Annotated in this window: 19 protein-coding genes; 6 read left to right on the forward strand and 13 right to left on the reverse strand. The window is 66.9% G+C overall.

Features of this window, described 5'->3' with window-relative positions; translation table 11 throughout:
• Positions 1-19: 19 nt before the first annotated feature.
• The 5 genes from ACODTJ_RS17930 to ACODTJ_RS17950 form a co-directional block, all read right to left on the reverse strand.
• Entirely contained in the window at positions 20-826 is an 807-nt protein-coding gene (locus tag ACODTJ_RS17930) for an inositol monophosphatase family protein (RefSeq protein WP_454655146.1), read from the reverse strand.
• The gene (locus tag ACODTJ_RS17935) at positions 816-1,544 is read right to left on the reverse strand and encodes an ABC transporter permease (protein ID WP_454655148.1); all 729 of its coding nucleotides are present in this window, start codon (positions 1,542-1,544) and stop codon (positions 816-818) included. The genes ACODTJ_RS17930 and ACODTJ_RS17935 overlap by 11 nt, the downstream gene beginning before the upstream one ends.
• A 2-nt stretch (positions 1,545-1,546) precedes the next feature.
• A complete protein-coding gene (locus ACODTJ_RS17940; protein ID WP_454655150.1) occupies positions 1,547-2,245 on the reverse strand; it encodes an ABC transporter permease in 699 nt (232 codons plus the stop codon).
• An 83-nt stretch (positions 2,246-2,328) separates the two neighbouring features.
• Positions 2,329-3,126, reverse strand: coding sequence for a transporter substrate-binding domain-containing protein (locus ACODTJ_RS17945; RefSeq protein WP_454655152.1), 798 nt, complete (start codon positions 3,124-3,126; stop codon positions 2,329-2,331).
• 11 nt (positions 3,127-3,137) lie between these two features.
• Positions 3,138-3,914, reverse strand: coding sequence for an ABC transporter ATP-binding protein (locus ACODTJ_RS17950; protein ID WP_488849557.1), 777 nt, complete (start codon positions 3,912-3,914; stop codon positions 3,138-3,140).
• 200 nt (positions 3,915-4,114) lie between these two features.
• Here ACODTJ_RS17950 and pdxR point away from each other — a divergent pair, with 200 nt between their 5' ends.
• Genes pdxR through ACODTJ_RS17980 form a run of 6 tightly spaced genes read left to right on the forward strand, consistent with a single transcriptional unit; the run spans position 4,115 to position 9,250 of the window.
• Positions 4,115-5,599 carry a MocR-like pyridoxine biosynthesis transcription factor PdxR gene (gene pdxR, locus ACODTJ_RS17955; RefSeq protein WP_454655156.1) on the forward strand — a complete coding sequence of 495 codons (1,485 nt, stop codon included), beginning with the start codon at positions 4,115-4,117 and terminating at the stop codon, positions 5,597-5,599.
• 59 nt (positions 5,600-5,658) lie between these two features.
• Positions 5,659-6,441, forward strand: coding sequence for a 2-keto-4-pentenoate hydratase (locus ACODTJ_RS17960; RefSeq protein ID WP_454655158.1), 783 nt, complete (start codon positions 5,659-5,661; stop codon positions 6,439-6,441).
• 18 nt (positions 6,442-6,459) lie between these two features.
• Positions 6,460-7,665 carry an aminotransferase-like domain-containing protein gene (locus tag ACODTJ_RS17965; RefSeq protein WP_454655160.1) on the forward strand — a complete coding sequence of 402 codons (1,206 nt, stop codon included), beginning with the start codon at positions 6,460-6,462 and terminating at the stop codon, positions 7,663-7,665.
• A gap of 42 nt (positions 7,666-7,707) precedes the next feature.
• Positions 7,708-8,370: an RraA family protein gene (locus ACODTJ_RS17970; protein ID WP_454655162.1), complete on the forward strand. Its 663-nt coding sequence runs from the start codon at positions 7,708-7,710 to the stop codon at positions 8,368-8,370.
• A complete protein-coding gene (locus ACODTJ_RS17975; protein ID WP_454655164.1) occupies positions 8,307-8,621 on the forward strand; it encodes an inositol monophosphatase family protein in 315 nt (104 codons plus the stop codon). The genes ACODTJ_RS17970 and ACODTJ_RS17975 overlap by 64 nt, the downstream gene beginning before the upstream one ends.
• A 41-nt stretch (positions 8,622-8,662) precedes the next feature.
• A complete protein-coding gene (locus ACODTJ_RS17980; RefSeq protein ID WP_454655166.1) occupies positions 8,663-9,250 on the forward strand; it encodes a hypothetical protein in 588 nt (195 codons plus the stop codon).
• Between the two features lie 7 nt (positions 9,251-9,257).
• Here the strand turns inward: ACODTJ_RS17980 and ACODTJ_RS17985 are convergent, their stop codons facing one another.
• The 8 genes from ACODTJ_RS17985 to ACODTJ_RS18020 form a co-directional block, all read right to left on the reverse strand.
• The gene (locus tag ACODTJ_RS17985) at positions 9,258-9,782 is read right to left on the reverse strand and encodes an RNA pyrophosphohydrolase (RefSeq protein ID WP_454655168.1); all 525 of its coding nucleotides are present in this window, start codon (positions 9,780-9,782) and stop codon (positions 9,258-9,260) included.
• Positions 9,779-10,906, reverse strand: a complete 1,128-nt coding sequence (locus ACODTJ_RS17990) for a divergent polysaccharide deacetylase family protein (RefSeq protein WP_454655170.1) — start codon at positions 10,904-10,906, stop codon at positions 9,779-9,781. Before ACODTJ_RS17990 ends, ACODTJ_RS17985 begins: the two co-directional genes overlap by 4 nt.
• Before the next feature lie 275 nt (positions 10,907-11,181).
• Positions 11,182-12,525 (reverse strand): S41 family peptidase, encoded by a 1,344-nt coding sequence (locus ACODTJ_RS17995; RefSeq protein ID WP_454655172.1) that lies wholly within the window; start codon positions 12,523-12,525, stop codon positions 11,182-11,184.
• On the reverse strand, positions 12,525-13,871 hold the full coding sequence (locus ACODTJ_RS18000; protein ID WP_488849558.1) for a murein hydrolase activator EnvC family protein: 1,347 nt from the start codon (positions 13,869-13,871) through the stop codon (positions 12,525-12,527). The genes ACODTJ_RS17995 and ACODTJ_RS18000 overlap by 1 nt, the downstream gene beginning before the upstream one ends.
• Entirely contained in the window at positions 13,868-14,347 is a 480-nt protein-coding gene (gene rlmH / locus ACODTJ_RS18005) for a 23S rRNA (pseudouridine(1915)-N(3))-methyltransferase RlmH (RefSeq protein WP_454655178.1), read from the reverse strand. Before rlmH ends, ACODTJ_RS18000 begins: the two co-directional genes overlap by 4 nt.
• A 12-nt stretch (positions 14,348-14,359) precedes the next feature.
• Positions 14,360-14,770: a ribosome silencing factor gene (gene rsfS / locus ACODTJ_RS18010; RefSeq protein ID WP_454658938.1), complete on the reverse strand. Its 411-nt coding sequence runs from the start codon at positions 14,768-14,770 to the stop codon at positions 14,360-14,362.
• 70 nt (positions 14,771-14,840) lie between these two features.
• Complete coding sequence (locus tag ACODTJ_RS18015) at positions 14,841-15,464, reverse strand: nicotinate-nucleotide adenylyltransferase (RefSeq protein WP_454655180.1); 624 nt, start codon at positions 15,462-15,464, stop codon at positions 14,841-14,843.
• Between the two features lie 15 nt (positions 15,465-15,479).
• A complete protein-coding gene (locus tag ACODTJ_RS18020; protein ID WP_454658939.1) occupies positions 15,480-16,721 on the reverse strand; it encodes a glutamate-5-semialdehyde dehydrogenase in 1,242 nt (413 codons plus the stop codon).
• Between the last annotated feature and the right edge of the window lie 84 nt (positions 16,722-16,805).

Below are 16,805 nucleotides of genomic sequence, written 5' to 3' on the forward strand. Positions count from 1 at the left end.
AGTGCACTGGTCGGGCGGCTCATGCCGCCGGCATGATCCCGGCTCGCGGGGCGGCGATCGCGCGCAGCGCCGCCTGGTGCAGGTCGGGATTGGCTGCGGCGAGGCAGTGCCCGCTCGAATGCAGCGTCAGCGGCGCGCCGCTCCAGTCGGTGATGACACCGCCGGCATTGGCGATGACCGGGACATGGGCGAGGACGTCATGCGGGGTGGTGAAGCGGTCGATCGCGATGTCGATCCCGCCCGAGGCTAGCCGTCCGTAGGAATAGCAGCTCCCGCCATAGACGCACCAATGCACCGACGCGCGCAGCGCCTGGAAGACCGGCAGGGTCTGCGGATCGTAGAGCTCGATATTGCTGGTCGACAGGACGGCTTCCGGGAGGAGTCTGCGGCCGGAGGTGGCGACGCGGATGTCGTTGAGGGTGGTCGGGTAGCCGTCGGCGCCGATCCAGCGCTCGCGCGTCATCGGCTGGTCGATGACGCCGAGGACGGGCACGCCCTTGCGGGTGAGCGCGATCAGCGTGCCGAAGACCGGGATGCCGGCGACGAAAGCCTTGGTGCCGTCGATCGGGTCGAGCACCCAGACATATTCGGCATCCGTCGCCTGCGCGCCGAATTCCTCGCCGTGGATGCCGTGTTCCGGGAAGGCCTCGCCGATGCGGCGGCGCAGTTCCGTCTCGACGCCGCGGTCGATCTCGGTGACCGGGCTGTCGTCGCCCTTGGAGACGAAGGCGTTGTTCTGACGGGCAGCGTCGCGGATGATCGTGCCGCTCGCTTCCGCCAACCCCTGGGCGAAGGCGATGAAGTTCCTGATGTCGCTAGTCGGCATGACGGACCTGTACGGATATCGCGGCTGTGCTCTTGAGCGGGCGCTGGTGCTTGCTGAGCGCGTATTCGAGGTATTTGAAGCAGCGCGTGATCACGAGGGTGATCGCGAGGTAGATCAGTGCCGCCATGATGAAGAGTTCGTAGGGCTGGAAGGTGCTGGCGACGATGGTGTTGGCGACGCCGGTCAGCTCCATCAGCGTGATCGTGCTGGCGAGCGAGGTGCCCTTCAGCATGCCGATCGCCTGGTTGCTGTAGGCGGGAAGCATGAGCCGGAGCGCGATCGGCAGCACGATGAAGCGCTGGACCTGGAAGGCCGACATGCCGCAGGCACGTGCGGCCTCGACCTCGCCGGCGGGCACGGCCTGGATCGCGCCGCGCAGGATGTTGGTCGTATAGGCGGTCGAATGCAGCGCGCAGGCGAGCAGGGCGCAGACGAAGGGTTGACGCAGCCAGGGCCAGAGAAAGCTCTGGCGCACGAACTCGAACTGGGCGAGGCCGTAATAGACAATGAAGATCTGCACCAGCAGCGGCGTGCCGCGGAAGAAATAGACGAAGCCGTAGATCGGCGCGCGGGCGGCGCGGCTGCCATTGGCGTAGAGGATGCCGAGCGGCAGCGCGCAGACGAAGCCGATGACCTCCGTCAGCAGCAGGAGCTTGAGGGTGAGGACCGCGCCTTGCAGCAGACGCGGGAGGCTCTCGATCATGAGCGAGAGGTCCATGATCAGACCCTCCGGACGCCGCGGTTCGCGCGGGTTTCCAGCCATTCGATGATGAGGGAATTGGCGATCGTCAGCAGGAGATAGATGAGCGCCGCGAGCATGTAGAAGTGGAACGGGCTGCGCGTCACCGAGGTCGCGATGTAGCTGACGCGCATCAGCTCCTCGAGGCCGACCACCGAGATCAGGGAGGTGTTCTTGATCAGCGAGATCCAGATGTTGCCGAGCGCCGGCAGGGCGTAGCGCCACATCAGCGGCAGGCGGATATGGACGAACAGGGTCAGCGGCGACATGCCGAAAGCCCTGGCCGCCTCGATCTGGCCGGGCGGGATGGCGAGGAAGGCGCCGCGGAAGATCTCGGCCGCGTAACCGCCGAAGACCAGGCTCAGCGCCAGCACGCCTGCGCCGAGCGCCGGCATCTCGAAAGAGGTGTTCGGCCCGCCGATCCAGCGCAGCGCGGCCGACAAGGCGACGGTGCTGCCGAAATAGACGAGCAGGATGATCAGCAGCTCCGGCGTGCCGCGAATGCAGGTGGTGTAGAGATCGCCCGCCGCGCGCAGAAACCGCGACGAAGAGAGCTTGGCGAGCGCGACCAGGAGCCCGATCACGAGCCCCGCCGCCAAGGCCAGGAACGCGACCTTGAGCGTGACCATCGTTCCCCAGAAGAGCTGGGTGCCCCAACCCTGAAAGAGGTCTGCCGTCATATTGCGTTCCCGTCAGGGGGAGGGTGGTGCCGGACATGGCCGGCACCTGCGGCATCGGATCATGCTCTTGCCGCCGGGGTGGCTCAGTCGGCCCAGACGCTCGGCATGACCGTGAACTTCCAGTATTTTCGATTGATCGCCTTGAAGGTGCCGTCGGCGAACATGCCCTTCAGCGCTTCGTCGACCTTGGCCAGCAGCTCCGGCTCGTTCTTGCGCAGCCCGACGCCGACGCCCGGCCCGAAATACTTGATGCTCTCCAGCTCGGGGCCGACAAAGGCGAAGTCCTTGCCCTGCTTGTCCTCGAAGAAGCCTTCCATCTTGATCGGCCCGGCCATGATCAGGTCGACCCGGCCCGAGATGAGGTCGAGCAGCAAGGTCTCGTAATTCTCGTAACGCGAGATCTGCACGCCGGGGAACTGCTCGGTGAAGTAGCGGTCATAGGTGCTGGCGCGGATCATGCCGACGACCTTGCCGTCGAGCGCCTTGGGATTGGGCTTCCCATCCGCGGTCACGGGCTCCAGCTTGGAACCCTTCGGGCCGACGAAGCGGCCGGTCGAGGCGCGATAGGGAACACTGAAATCGATGCTCTTCTGGCGCGCTTCCGTGATCGAAAGGCTGGCGAGGATGAGATCGAACTTGCGGGCCGAGAGGGCCGGTATCAGCCCCTCGAATGCCTGGCAGACGAATTGCAGCTCGAAGCCCGCGCGCTTGCCGATCTCGCGGGCGAGGTCGACGTCGAAACCGGTCAGCTCTCCGCCCGCCGTACGAAAGTTGAAGGGCGGGTTGGTGCATTCGGTACCGACCTTGACCTCGCGGGCGAAGGCGGAGCCGGCCAGCAGCAGCGCTGCGCCAGTCAGCAGGGTGAGTGCTGTCTTCTTCATGGTTCTTCTCCTCACAGAGCCCGCTGCAGGAAGCGCCTGCACCGCTCGGACGTTGGATTGCCGAAGATGTTTTCCGGCGTGTCACGCTCTTCGATCTTCCCTTCGTGAAGGAAGAGCACCTCGTTCGAGACCTCGCGGGCGAAGCCCATCTCGTGGGTCACGACGATCATGGTGCGCCCCTCCTCGGCGAGCTGGCGCATGACGCCCAGCACCTCGCCGACCAGCTCGGGATCGAGGGCGGAGGTCGGCTCGTCGAAGAGCAGGAGCTTGGGCTCCATGGCGAGCGCACGCGCAATGGCGCAGCGCTGCTGCTGGCCGCCGGAGATATGGGCGGGGTAATGGAAGCGCTTGTCGAACAGGCCGACCTTGGCGAGCAGGGCCTCGGCCCGCTCCTTTGCCTCCGCCTTGGGCACGCCCAGCACCTTGATCGGCGCGATCGTGACATTGTCGAGGACGGTCAGGTGGCTCCAGAGGTTGAAGCTCTGGAACACCATGCCCATCCGGCTGCGGATGCGGTTGATCTGGCGGGCGTCCAGAGCCGCAGTGCCATTGCCGCGGCGCCCGAGGTTCAGCTGTTCGCCCTCGAAGTGTATCGAGCCGGCTTCGGGCGTTTCAAGGAGGTTGATACAGCGCAGGAAGGTGCTCTTGCCCGAGCCGCTCGCCCCGATCATGCAGATGACGTCGCGCTCCCGGGCTGCCAGGCTGACGCCCTTGAGAACCGGGAAGTCGCCATAGCTCTTATGGATGCCGTCCGCCGTGAGGACGGTCTTCGCCTCGGGTCGAGACACGTTTTCCCCTCCGCTTGCGCTGGATGACCGGCTTTGTCCGATCGCGATTGGCAGGGACGGTACCGACGGCTAAAAACAGCCTCAAGTACCAATTCTTTCGAGTCTAGCATACCAATCCGGTGACATGCTTGACCGCTCGCGCGACGCGCCGCTCAATCGCCGAGAGCTACCGACCGGACCCGCCCCGACCGCGACAGGATATGAACGCGAGCTTCAACTACCCTTTCTGGAATACGATCGCGGTCGCGCCGGACGGGCCGGAGCCGCTCTTCGACCAGATCGCCGGGCAGATACGGGTGCTGGTGGTTGCTGGCGCGATCCCGCGCGGCGTCCGCCTGCCGCCGTCGCGCAAGCTCGCAGACGAGCTCGGCGTCTCCCGCTCGACCATCGTGCTCGCCTATAACCGCCTGAAGAACGAAGGCTACGCGCATGGACGCACGGGGGCGGGCACCTATATCGAGAAGGATCTGCCCGAAGACATGCACCGCCGGATCGGCGAGCCGTCGCCCACTCCGCAGCCACCCCGGCAACCGCGTGTGCTGGCCGCACGCGGCAATGCCCTGATGGGGCTGGCGCTGCCGAGCGAGCGCGAGCTCGGCTATGATCTCAGCCCCCTGCTGCCGGCGCTCGACGAATTGCCGTTCGCGGACATCAGCCGCAGCACCGCCGAATACTGGGGCTCGGAGCCTTGGCCGCAGTTCAATTTCAGCGAGCGGCTGGGCCTGCCCGCCTTGCGCCAGCAGATCGCGAAATATCTGGGCGAATACGAAGGCGTGCCTTGCCGGCCGGAGCAGATAGCCGTCGTCGCCAGCACGACGCAGGCCTTCATCCTGCTGGCGCAATTGCTGCTCGATCCCGGCGACGGCGTCGTCATCGAGGACCCCGGCTATCCGACGCGGACAGCCGCCATGGTGGCCAACGGCGCCCGCATCCTGCCGCAGCGCGTCGATCTGGAGGGCCTCAGCACCGATCGCTTCGGGCCGGAGACGGACGACGCCCGGATCGTGATCGCCTCGCCGACCAACCAGTTTCCCTATGGCTCGACGATGTCGATGGAGCGCCGGCTCTCGCTGCTGGCCTGGGCCCGAACCCGGAACGCCTGGGTAATCGAATACGACTACAGCAGCCCGATCGGCATCAACCGCCAGCCGCTCCCCTCGCTGCTCTCGCTCGATGCCGATCAGCGCGTCATCTTCATCGGCAATATCAACCGGATCTTCTCGCCGTCCTTCGGCCTGACCTATCTGGTGCTGCCGCCCGATCTGGTCGAGCTGTTCTATCGCGCGAAGCTGGTGTTTTCCTGCTATCTGCCGCCGCCGCTGCAGCAGATGGTGGCTGACATCATGGGACGCGGCGTTCTCGCAAAGCATGTCCGGCGCATGCGGCTCATCTATCGCGAGCGGGCGACGATCCTGGTCGATGCCCTCAGGCAGGCTCTCGGCGATCGGCTCCTCATCCCCGACGTCACCGCGGGATTGCATCTGACGGCCCATGCGCTGGGACCGCTGGACGACGCTGCCGTTACCGACGCTGCACGCCAGCGCGGCATCGATGCGCCCGCTCTGTCGCGCTACCGCTTGCAGGATCGCACGGCTACGGGGTTCGTCTTCGGCTTCGGCAATACCGTGCCGGAACGCATAACTCCGGCGGTCCGGCGCTTCGCCGAGATCATGGCCGCCGCCTAGGGCTTTTGGGAATCGATCGTTTCACCCCGGCATCAGTAGCGCCGGGACAGGAGGATGGGATGACGGACAGGGACGGGTTGGCGCGGCGACTGATCGACGAGCATGACCGCAACGAAAAGTTCCGGCCCTTCGCCGCGGCGAACGGGATCACCTCGCTCGACGATTCCTATGCGGTGCAGGAGCGCTATGTCTCACTCTTGAAGCCGCGCTGCGGCGCTCCCGTCGGCTACAAGATCGGCCTGACCTCGCAGCGCATGCAGGCGATGTGCGGCATCGGCCACCCGATCGCCGGCGTCGTGCTGGCCGACCGGCTGCATCACTCCGGCGCCCGCCTCGCAACCACCGATTATGGCCGCATGGGCCTCGAATTCGAGATCGCGGTGCGCATGGGCAGCGATCTTCCCGTCGGAGGCCCGGCCTGGACGCAGGAGAGCATTGCGGAGCACGTCGCCGGCGTCTGCGCCGCGATCGAGATCGTCGACGACCGGGCCGCCGATTATGCCGAGCTCGACGTGCTTTCGCTGGTGGCCGACAATTCCTGGAATGGCGGCGTCATCCTGTCGACATTCTGCCGCGACTGGCCGGTGCTGGACGCCGTCTCGGGAACGATCAGCCGCAATGGGACGGAGGTCGACCGCGGCTATGGCCGGGACGCCCTCGGCCACCCGTTCGCTCCGCTCGCCTGGCTCGCCAATGCGCTGGCCGCAAAGGGGCAGAGCCTGAAGTCCGGCGAGATCGTGATGACTGGCAGCCTCGTCACCACCCGCTTCCCGACCGAAAGCGAAACCTATCGCTTCGAACTCGAAGGCATCGGCGCCGTCGAGCTGAACGTCGCTGCCTGAGTGCCGGAGAGTTACACCATGACGCATCGCCTTGCGGCCCGGATGAGCCGGGTCAAGCCATCAGCCATCCGCGAATTGCTGCGGCTGGGCGCCGATCCCAGCGTGATCTCCTTCGGCGGTGGCTATCCCGACGCCTCGCTGTTTCCGATCGCGGGGCTGGACCAGGTCTTCCGCAAGACGCTGGCTGAGAACGGGCAGGAGGCGCTGCAATATACCGTCTCGAACGGCATGCCGCTGCTGCGTCGCCAGATCGCCGAGCGGATGACGCGCGACGGCGTTTCCTGCTCGGATGACGAGGTCCTGATCCTCCAGGGCGGCCAGCAGGGGCTCGATCTTGTCGCCAAGCTGTTGATCGACAAGGACGACATCATCGTCGTCGAGGACCCGACTTTCCTGGGTGCGCTGATCGCCTTCAATCCTTGCGAGCCGCGCTACGTCACCGTCGGCATGGACGAGGACGGCATGGATGTCGAAGCGCTCGACGCAGCGCTGAAGGCCAATCCGGGCGCGAAGTTCATCTACACCGTGCCGGATTTCCAGAACCCGACCGGCGTCACCATGAGCCTGGCGCGGCGTAAGCGCCTGGTCGAGATCGCCAACGCCCATGACCTGATCATTCTCGAGGATTCGCCCTATCGCGAGATCCGCTTCGAGGGCGAGCGCATCCCGCCGATCAAGAGTTTCGATACCGAAGGTCGGGTGATCTATCTCGGCAGCTTCTCGAAGATCCTGGCGCCGGGCCTCCGGCTCGGCTGGGCTGTCGCCTCGACCGAGCTGATCGAGCAGCTCGGTCTGCTCAAGCTCGCGGCCGATACACAGACGAGCACGCTCAACATGGCGGTCGCCTCTCGCTTCCTCGCGGAATACGACATCGACGCGCATATCGCCGCGATCCGCAGCGCCTATCGCCACAAGAAGAACCTGATGCTGGAGACGATCCGGCGGAGCTTCCCGCAGGAGATCGCCTGCACGGATGCGAGCGGCGGGCTTTTCACCTGGCTGACCTTCCCGGAAGGCTTCGATGCCGCTGCCTTCATGCTCGACCACGCGCTTCCGGAGGCCCGCGTCGCCTATGTGCCCGGCGCGACCTTCTTCGCGCTCGACCAGCGGCCGAACCATGCCCGCCTCAGCTACTCGACCCAGACGGACGAACGGCTCGTGGCCGGCATCACGGCGCTCGGCCGTGTCCTGAAGGCCCATCTCGGGTCGCGCGCAGGCGGCTGAGCGAAGCCTACCCATCCGATACCGATAGCTGAGGACCGCACCATGCCCGTGATCATCTATCCCGCTCCGAAGAGCGACCTGACGGAGGCCGAGATTGCGCGCTGGCGGGCGATCCCCGTCGCGGTCGCGGTCGATCTCGGCCGCAACCTCAATCAGATCGACCCGGCGATCCGCCCGCTGATGCCGCCCGGACAGCAGCCGCGCCTGTTCGGGCGCGCGGTTACCGCCTTCTGCGAGGCGCCGGATTTCGGCTCGGTTGTGCGGGCAATGGACATTATCGGCCCCGGCGATGTCCTCGTCATCGCGGCGGCGGGCCATGCGGAGAGCGCGATGATCGGCGAGATCCTCGGCGGTCACATCCGCCGTAAGGGCGCGGTCGGCCTCGTCTGCGACGGGGCGATCCGCGATGTCGGGACGCTCGCCGGCTGGACTGATTTCTCGGTCTTCACCCGCTCGGTGACGCCGCGCGGCCCGTCCTCGGCGGAGCGGGGCGAGATCAACCGCCCGGTCACGATCGGCGGTACGATCGTCTCGCCCGGCGATCTCCTGATCGGCGACGATGACGGGCTGGTGGCGCTGACGCCAGCGACGATCCGCAGCCGCATCGCCGATGCCGAGGCCCGGCTGGTGCTGGAAGCGAAATGGGAAGAGGCTCTGAAGGCCGGTCAGACGGCACAGGCGGTCTTCGGGCTGACGCCGGCTTAACCTGCCATGCCTATGGCCGCGTCTCGGGTGGAGCACTCGATATCAGCGTCTATGGCGGGCTCGACCCGTCCGACGACTGCGCGATGGCGCCGATCGTGCGCAATGCCGGCGGCGCGATCACCGATTGGGACGGCCGGGAGCTGACGATCCATTCCGGCCATCGCTGCGTCGTGGCAAGCGGCAGCTCGGCCAGCATGGCGAGGTCCTCGACCGACTGCGCCGACATTGATGAACCGGACGGTCCGGAATGACGGTGCTTCCGCGAAAAAGCGGCATGCTCTAAGCACGAAGCATGGAGACCGTCTCGCCGCATGAAATATTTACCCATGTCCGCATCGTCATGGGCATGGTCATCGGCCTCGGCATCACGCGGATGCTGGCGGGGATCGCCGGCTTCATACAGCATCCCGGGCGGTATCGGGTCTCGCTGCTCCACATGCTCTGGGTCGGCTCGATCCTGCTCGAACTCGTGCTGTTCTGGTGGTGGGAGTTCGGCCTGTCGCGCATCCCGGTCTGGAGCTTCGGCGCCTATCTCTTCCTGATCGGCTATGCCGTCGTGCTCTATCTGATCTCGGCGTTGCTGTTCCCGGACAATATCGCCGAATATGCCGGCTACGAGGATTTCTTCATCCGGCGGCGGCACTGGTTCTTCGGCTTGCTGGCGGCAACCTTCGTGCTCGATGTCGTCGATACCCTGATCAAGGGCAACGAGCACTGGAGCCAGCTCAGCGGCGACTATCTCGTGCAGGTCCCGATCGGACTGGCACTCTGTCTCGTCGCATATGTTTCCGCACGGCGCTGGGTCCATATCGCGCTCGCCAGCGTGCATATCCTCTACCAGAGCTACTGGGTCGTGCGGGTCGTCTACACGATGGGCTGACGCGCGTTCAGCGCCTTTTGCCGGAGGCGTCCGCGAAGGGCGCGAAATGCTGCGCGACCTGCCGGTAGACCTCCCGCTTGAAGGGGATGATGAGCCCCGGGGTCTCGTCGAGACGCGCCCAGCGCCAGGCGTCGAACTCGGCCTTGTGCCCGCCGGCCGGGGTCAGGATGTCGACCTCGTCCTCGGAACCGATGAGGCGGAAGGCGAACCATTTCTGCGCCTGGCCGCGCCAGCGCCCCTTCCAGGCTTCCTTGCCGATATCGACCGGCAGATCATAGGCGAGCCAGCCCGGCGCCTCGGCGAGAAGCTCGACCGAGGTGACGTTGGTTTCCTCGGCGAGTTCGCGGCGCGCGGCCTCCAGCGGCGTCTCGCCCTCGTCGATGCCACCCTGCGGCATCTGCCAGGCATGGCCGGGCGCGACATGCTCGCGCTTGGTCTTGTCGGCACGCCGGCCGACGAAGACGAGGCCCTCGGCATTGAAGAGGGCGAGCCCGACGCAGGGACGGTAGCCTTCGGGGGCCTTGTCGGTCATTGCAGCGATCCGGTGGTCTTGATCGATCCGGTCGAGATCGACCCGGTACTCTTGGGCGAACGGAAGTCGCGGGCGGCGCTGACGGGAACGATCGCGATCTTCTTGGCTTCCAGAGACTGCGCCCAGCGGTTGATCCGCTCGATCGAGACCGGCAGGGCGCTCGCGGCTGCGACCGCAATGCCCTGCTCGCGCGACAGGTTTTCGAGCGCGGCCAGTTCCTTGTCGATCGCGTCGGCACGGGTGACGCCGTCGATGACGCGGTCGATCTTCAGGGAGGGGATGCGGGCGCGGTCGGCCGAGCCGGCGAGCAGGCTGCGCGCGGAGGAGCCGTCGTCGACGACCATCAGGCCGCGGCCGGCAAGCTCGCGCAGGACAGGGGAGAGCGCGCTTTCGTCCGCGGTAAAGCGGCCGCCGAGGAAATTGACGATGCCGACATAGCCGGTAAAGCGGCCGAGCGCCCAATGCAGCTTGTCGAGGTTGTCGGGCGCCTTCGGGCCGGTCAGCAGCGTATGCGGGCCGGGATCGTTGTCGGGATAGTCGAAGGGCTCCATCGGCAATTGCAGGAAGACCTCATGGCCTTCGCTGCGGGCGCGCTGGACGGTGCGTTCGAGTTCGGCGCCATAGGGCGCGAAGGCGAGCGAGACCGGCGCCGGCAGTTTCGCGATCGCGTCGGCCGTGCCGCTCTGGCTGATGCCGAGCCCGCCGACGAGGATGGCGATACGGCCGACCGGCTTGGTCGCGGGTTCCGGGCCGAGCGGGCGGGCGTAGATCTTGGCCGGCGTCGCACCTTCGGGCCCGGATTTCGGCAGCAGGCCGTAACGCGAGCGCTCGACCAGGCGATTGTCGGGGGCCGTCGCGAGCTTGATCGTGCGCGCCGTGTCGGGAATGGTGATGACGATGGCTTCCGGAGCGTCCTCGCCGACGCGTACCACGGTCACCCCTGCGCTGTTCTCGAGCTGGGCGGCGGTGGCAGGCCCGCGGGGCGTGGCAGCCGCGGGATCGGCGGTGGCGGGGGCGGAGGAGACGGGGGCAGAACGCTTCTCGATCGAGGCCACTGCGATCGGCTCGCCGCCATCGGGATCGCGGCGCAGCGCCACTGTCAGCACGAGCCCCAGAATGGCCACGCCAACGCTGCCGGCCGCCGCCGTCGCGAGCCAACGTCCCCAGGGCCTGCCAGAGGCCGCCGGGCGATCCTGGCCGAGCGGTCGATTGAGCTCCGTCAGCGGCGTATCGGCCGAGAGAGGCCGTCCTCGAAATTGCGACGCGGACCCGAATCAGCAGCCCGCGCGTCAGAGTACGCGCCGATCAGATTGCATCGCAATCCGATCGGTCACGCGTTATCGATCTGGAAACGAGCGCCGGACCGGCTCTCGGCCTGTCGCCTCGGAAGCCCGCAGGCTCAGTTCGGCTGCTTGGGCGCTTCGGGCGTCGCGGGCTTGTCGGCGGGGGCCGCGACATCCTTCTTGACGCCGCGGAGCTGGTTCAGCGCGGCGACGAGCTGGGTGTCCTTGGTCGCGTCGGAGGGGACATAGGAGCTCGAACCGGACTGCTCCTCGCCCTCGCCGGCCTTGAGATGGCCCTTGAGTGCGGCTTCACCCTTGTTCTCGACGAGCTTGTCCTTGATCTCCTGCGGGATCTCCTGCTGGATCTCGATATCGGGCGTGATACCCTTGGCCTGGATCGAGTTGCCCGACGGCGTGTAGTAGCGCGCCGTGGTCAGGCGCAGGCCGCCGTTCGCGCCGAGCGGGATCACGGTCTGAACCGAGCCCTTGCCGAAGGAGCGCGTGCCCATCACGGTCGCGCGCTTGTGGTCCTGCAGGGCGCCGGCGACGATCTCGGCCGCCGAGGCGGACGAGCCGTTGATCAGCACCACGACCGGCTTGCCCTTGGTCAGGTCGCCCGACTTGGCGTTGAAGACCTGGGTCTCCTCGGCGTTGCGGCCGCGGGTCGAGACGATCTTGCCGCGATCGAGGAAGGCGTCGGAGACCAGCACGGACTGGTCGAGGCGCCCGCCGCGGTTGTTGCGGAGGTCGATGATGTAGCCCTTGAGCTTGTCGGCGCCGATCTCGCTCGTGGTCTTCTCGATCGCCTTGCGCAGGCCGTCATAGGTCTGCTCGGAGAAGGTGCCGATGCGGATATAGCCGATATCGCCCTCGACACGCTCCTCGACGGCCGGGACGACGATGGTCGAGCGGGTCAGGGTGAATTCGAGCGGCTCGGTCTTGCCGGGGCGGTCGATCTTCAGCGTGACCTGGGTGTTGATCAGTCCGCGCATCTTCTCGACCGCCTGGGTCAGGGACAGGCCCTTCACCTCGGCGCCGTCGATTTGGCGGATGATGTCGTTGGCGAGGATGCCGGCCTTGGAAGCGGGCGTGTCCCTGATCGGCTTGGCGACCTTGAGGACGCCGTCCTCCATCGTCACCTCGATGCCGAGGCCGCCGAACTGGCCGCGCATGTCGGTGTCCATGTCGCGGAAGGACTTGGCGTCGAGATAGGAGGAGTGCGGGTCGAGCGAGGAGACCATGCCGTTGATGGCGGCCTCGATCAGCTTCTGCTCGTCGGGCTTGTCGACATAGTCGGTGCGGATCTTCTCGAAGATGTCACCGAACAGGTTGAGGCTGCGATAGACCTCGGCCGAGGCCGCGACCGCGCTGGTCGAGGACAGCAGCCTCGTCTGGGTAGCCAGTCCTGTCAGGCCCGCGCCCATGATGGCGCCGGCGAGAACGAGGGAAACCTTGCGCATCATCCGCGAACCTTTTCGCCTTGCGATTTCGTCCACCACGGCGTCGGGTCGATCGAGACGCCGTCTTTCCTGAATTCGATATACAGAACCGGCTGCCCGGTTCCCACCCCTACAGTCGTCGCGGCAGCTTCCGACGTTTCGCCCATCGTCGCAACCGGCTCGCCCGCCAGCACGAACTGATTGAGCGCGACATCGATCCGCTGCATGCCGGCTAGCAAGATGTAGTACCCCCCGCCGGCGTTCAGGATCAAGAGTTGCCCGAACGAACGGAACGGTCCCGCATACACTACCCAAGCGTCGGAAGGCGCCGAAACTAGGGCGTTGGCGCGGGTTTCCAGAGAAATCCCCCGAATGGTGCCGCCGGCACCGTCAGGATCGCCGAAACCACGCAATCGTGATCCCGATACGGGCAGGGAGAGCAGGCCCTTCGCCTCGGCGAAGGCGATCTTGGGGGCAAGCCGCGCCGGATCCTTGAAGGCTAGCGCCGTCATGCGCTCGCGCTGCTCGCGGGTCTCCTGCTCGATGGCCTGACGGGCGGCTTCGGCCGCCTTGTTGGCGACGGAGATCTCCTTCTCGATCTTCTCGACGAAATCCCGCATCGAGCGGGCCTGGCCGGCGAGCTCCTTGCCGAGAGCGGCTTGCTGCTCGACATCCCTGGCGGCGCTGGCCTCGCGCTCGCGCCGCGCCTCGATCAGGGAGGCCAGGCGCTGGCGCTCGGCCGCGATCTGCTCCATCTCGGTGCCGATCCGGCCTTTTTCGGTGGCGATGCCCTGGCGCAGCCGCACGAGTTCGGCGAGGTCGGTGCCGAGGATCTCGACCTCCTGCCGGAGGTCCGGCACGACGGCGCCGAGCAGCATCGAGGCGCGCACGGCTTCCAGGATATCCTCGGGGCGGACCAGCACGGCGGGTGGCGGGCGCCGGCCGATGCGCTGCAACGCGGCCAGCACTTCGGCGATCAGGTTGCGCCGGCCCTCGAGTGAGCGCCGGATCGCGGCTTCGCTGGATTGCAGCAGGCCGAGCCGGTTTTCCAGCGCGCCCAAGCGTTCTTCGGCGGTCTGGGTTTTCGCGGTGGTGTCGAGCAACGCCTTGTTGAGGGCGGCGCGATCGGCGCGGATCGCAGCCACTTCCTTTTCGAGATTCGCGCGAGCCTCGGTATTTCCGGCGAGACGCTGCTCGATCGCCTTGAGCTCGCTTTCGCGGGCCTGCTTCTCGACGAGCTTCTGCATCGCCTCGCGCTGCAGGGCTTCCGGGTCGGGCTGGGGCGCCTGGGCGAGGGCGGCGGCCGAACTCGCCAGCAGGGCGGCAAGGCACAGGCCGCGCAGTCCGGGGCGAATCAGCAAGGTCATACGCGATGATAGGGGTGGCCGGAGATAATCGTCATCGCGCGATAGAGCTGCTCAAGCACGAGCGCCCGCACGATCTGGTGCGGAATGGTCAGCGCGCCGAAAGCCAGCGTGATGTCAGCCCTGTCGCGGATCTCCTCGCTCAGGCCGTCGGCACCGCCGATGATCAGGCTGGCATGGCCGGTGCCGGAATCGCGGGCGGTGGCGAGGCGGGTGGCGAAGGCATCGCTGCCGAGCTGGCGGCCGCGCTCGTCGAGCGCGATGATCAGGCCGGGCTGGACTTTCGCAAGGATGGCTTGGGCTTCCTCGCGCTTGCGCTCCTCGGGGCGGCGGCCACGGCCCTCGGTGATCTCGACGATGTCGGGACCGCTGAGGCCGATGCCGCGGCCAAGCGCGAGGCCGCGCTCACGATAGCGCTCGCAGAGTTCGCGTTCCGGCCCATCCTTGAGCCGGCCGACGGCGATGACCGCGAGCCGCATGCGAAGCGAACGTCAGCTGTCGAGGCGTTCGTTCGGCCGGTCGGTGCCCCACATCTTCTCGAGATTGTAGAACTGGCGCACTTCGGGCCGGAAGACGTGGATGATGATGTCGCCGGTATCGATCAGCACCCAGTCGCAGGCAGGGACGCCTTCGACGTTGGGCGTGGGCAGTCCCGAAGCCTTGAGGGCTTCGACCAGGGCATCCGAGATGGCGGCGACATGGCGGTTGACGTTGCCCGAGGCGATGATCATCGCGTCGGCCAGCGAGGTCTTGCCAACGAGGTCGATCACCGTGATGTCCTCGGCCTTCATGTCCTCGAGAACACGCAGGGCGAGGGTGATGCTGTCGGCAGAGGGATTGTCCGCGACGGCAGCCTGGGGAAGCGGCTTCGGCTCGGCTTCACCAAGGGTTTGACGGGTCAGTGACGTATCCTCTCGATCCTGATGCGCGTGTGGCGCGATGGGTCCAAAATAAGCCGGAAGGCGCCGGAGTTCAATCGCGGCCGGCCTGCCGGCGTAGCATCGTCGAGGATAACGTTGAGCGCTTGCCATGCAGGAAGACCCAGGCCGGAGGCTGCATGCGCGGCAGGCTCGCGGCCCGGCTTTCGGGCAGGCGCCAGCGCGAGAGCCAGTTGGCGGCAGGCGAGGCCATGGCACTGTGGGTCGAGCCGGGCCGGTCGATGATCGCGATCGGCATCATCCGGGCAATAGTGCGCCATTCGTTCCAGCGGTGCAAACCGGCGAGATTGTCGGAGCCCATGATCCAGACGAAATTGACGCCCGGGCAGCGCCGCTTCAAGGCGCGCAGCGTGTCGGCGGTATAGCGCGTGCGCAGCATCGCCTCGACGCCGGTGACGTCGATGCGGGTATGGCCCGCGACGTTTTCCGCCTGGTGGATGCGTTCGGCTAGCGAGGGCAGCCTGGCATTGTCCTTCAGCGGATTGCCGGGCGTGACCAGCCACCAGACCCGGTCGAGCTGGAGCCGGCGCAGGGCGGTCAGACTCGCAAGCCGGTGACCGTCATGGGCCGGGTTGAAGCTGCCGCCGAACAGGCCGATGCGCAGGCCGGGCGCAAAAGAGGGCAGCCGGGACGGCAGGCGCGTAAGCTCGCTCGTCATGCGTCCTGCTTCGCCTCAGGGCCGGGTCTGGCCCGCGCCATGGACGCGGTACTTGAAGGAGCAGAGCTGCTCGACGCCGACCGGGCCGCGCGCATGCATGCGGCCGGTGGCGATGCCGATCTCGGCGCCGAAGCCGAATTCGCCGCCATCGGCGAACTGGGTCGAAGCGTTGTGGATGACGATGGCGGAATCGACCTCGGCGAGGAAGCGGCTGGCGGCGGCCTCGTCAGCGGTGACGATCGCATCGGTGTGATGCGAGCCGTAGCGCTCGATATGGTCGATCGCAGCATCGAGGCCCGGCACGGTCTTCACCGCGATGATCCGGTCGAGATATTCGGTTGCCCAGTCTTCTTCGGTGGCGGTCGTGACGCGAGCATCGACGGCGCGAGCGGCTTTATCGCCGCGCACGGCGCAGCCGGCATCGAGCAGGGCGGTGACGAGCGGGGCGAGATGGGTCGCGGCGCAGGCCTCGTCAACCAGCAGCGTCTCGGCGGCGCCGCAGACGCCGGTGCGGCGCAATTTGGCGTTGAGCAGGATCTCGCGGGCCATGGCGAGATCGGCCTTGGCATCGACATAGACATGGCAGTTGCCGTCGAGATGGGCGAAGACCGGCACGCGCGCCTCGCTCTGGACGCGGGCAACCAGGCTCTTGCCGCCGCGCGGTACGACGACGTCGATATTGCCGTTGAGCCCTGAGAGGATTTCGCCGACCGCGGCGCGGTCGCGCGTCGGCACGAGCTGGATCGCGTCTCCGGGCAGGCCGGCGGCTTCCAGGCCTTCGCGCATCGCGGCGGCGATTTCGGTCGAGGAGCGGAAGGAATCGGAGCCGGCCCGCAGGATCGCGGCATTGCCGCTCTTCAGGCAGAGCGCGCCGGCATCGGCCGTCACATTGGGGCGGCTCTCGAAGATCACGGCGATGACGCCGAGCGGCGTCGCGACACGCTCGAAGCGCAGGCCGTTCGGCCGGGTCCATTCCGCCAGCACGCGGCCGAGCGGATCGGGCAGGTCGGCGACCGCGGCGACGGCGTCCGCAATGGCCGCGAGGCGTTTCTCGTCGAGGGCGAGGCGGTCCATGAAGGAAGCGCTCAAGCCTGCGGCCTTGCCGTCCGCGAGGTCCTGCGCATTGGCGGCGAGGATTTTGGCTGTGCGGGCGCGCAGCGCCTCGGCCATGGCGAGGAGCGCCGCATTGCGCTGTTCGGCCGGGCTGAGCGCGACCTTGCGCGCGGCAGTGCGGGCACGGCGGCCTAGCTCCTGCATGACGCGGCCGACATCGGCCGTCTCGTTCGTCGCGATGATGCGCAATGCGCTGTCGCCGGTCATCTCGTTCAAGCCCAAGGTTCG

The sequence above is a fragment of the Allobosea sp. FG18 genome (assembly GCF_057809495.1).

What these genes read in the sequence shown, in the direction of transcription:
- rlmH (WP_454655178.1), bottom strand. Translation starts at nt 14,347, where the DNA reads ATGCGGCTCGCGGTCATCGCCGTCGGCCGGCTCAAGGATGGGCCGGAA.
- ACODTJ_RS18020 (WP_454658939.1), bottom strand. Translation starts at nt 16,721, where the DNA reads ATGCAGGAGCTAGGCCGCCGTGCCCGCACTGCCGCGCGCAAGGTCGCG.
- ACODTJ_RS17970 (WP_454655162.1), top strand. Translation starts at nt 7,708, where the DNA reads ATGCCCGTGATCATCTATCCCGCTCCGAAGAGCGACCTGACGGAGGCC.
- ACODTJ_RS17940 (WP_454655150.1), bottom strand. Translation starts at nt 2,245, where the DNA reads ATGACGGCAGACCTCTTTCAGGGTTGGGGCACCCAGCTCTTCTGGGGA.
- ACODTJ_RS17985 (WP_454655168.1), bottom strand. Translation starts at nt 9,782, where the DNA reads ATGACCGACAAGGCCCCCGAAGGCTACCGTCCCTGCGTCGGGCTCGCC.
- ACODTJ_RS18015 (WP_454655180.1), bottom strand. Translation starts at nt 15,464, where the DNA reads ATGACGAGCGAGCTTACGCGCCTGCCGTCCCGGCTGCCCTCTTTTGCG.
- pdxR (WP_454655156.1), top strand. Translation starts at nt 4,115, where the DNA reads ATGAACGCGAGCTTCAACTACCCTTTCTGGAATACGATCGCGGTCGCG.
- ACODTJ_RS17975 (WP_454655164.1), top strand. Translation starts at nt 8,307, where the DNA reads ATGGGAAGAGGCTCTGAAGGCCGGTCAGACGGCACAGGCGGTCTTCGG.
- ACODTJ_RS17960 (WP_454655158.1), top strand. Translation starts at nt 5,659, where the DNA reads ATGACGGACAGGGACGGGTTGGCGCGGCGACTGATCGACGAGCATGAC.
- ACODTJ_RS18000 (WP_488849558.1), bottom strand. Translation starts at nt 13,871, where the DNA reads ATGACCTTGCTGATTCGCCCCGGACTGCGCGGCCTGTGCCTTGCCGCC.
- ACODTJ_RS17935 (WP_454655148.1), bottom strand. Translation starts at nt 1,544, where the DNA reads ATGGACCTCTCGCTCATGATCGAGAGCCTCCCGCGTCTGCTGCAAGGC.
- ACODTJ_RS17995 (WP_454655172.1), bottom strand. Translation starts at nt 12,525, where the DNA reads ATGCGCAAGGTTTCCCTCGTTCTCGCCGGCGCCATCATGGGCGCGGGC.
- ACODTJ_RS17980 (WP_454655166.1), top strand. Translation starts at nt 8,663, where the DNA reads ATGGAGACCGTCTCGCCGCATGAAATATTTACCCATGTCCGCATCGTC.
- ACODTJ_RS17945 (WP_454655152.1), bottom strand. Translation starts at nt 3,126, where the DNA reads ATGAAGAAGACAGCACTCACCCTGCTGACTGGCGCAGCGCTGCTGCTG.
- ACODTJ_RS17965 (WP_454655160.1), top strand. Translation starts at nt 6,460, where the DNA reads ATGACGCATCGCCTTGCGGCCCGGATGAGCCGGGTCAAGCCATCAGCC.
- ACODTJ_RS17930 (WP_454655146.1), bottom strand. Translation starts at nt 826, where the DNA reads ATGCCGACTAGCGACATCAGGAACTTCATCGCCTTCGCCCAGGGGTTG.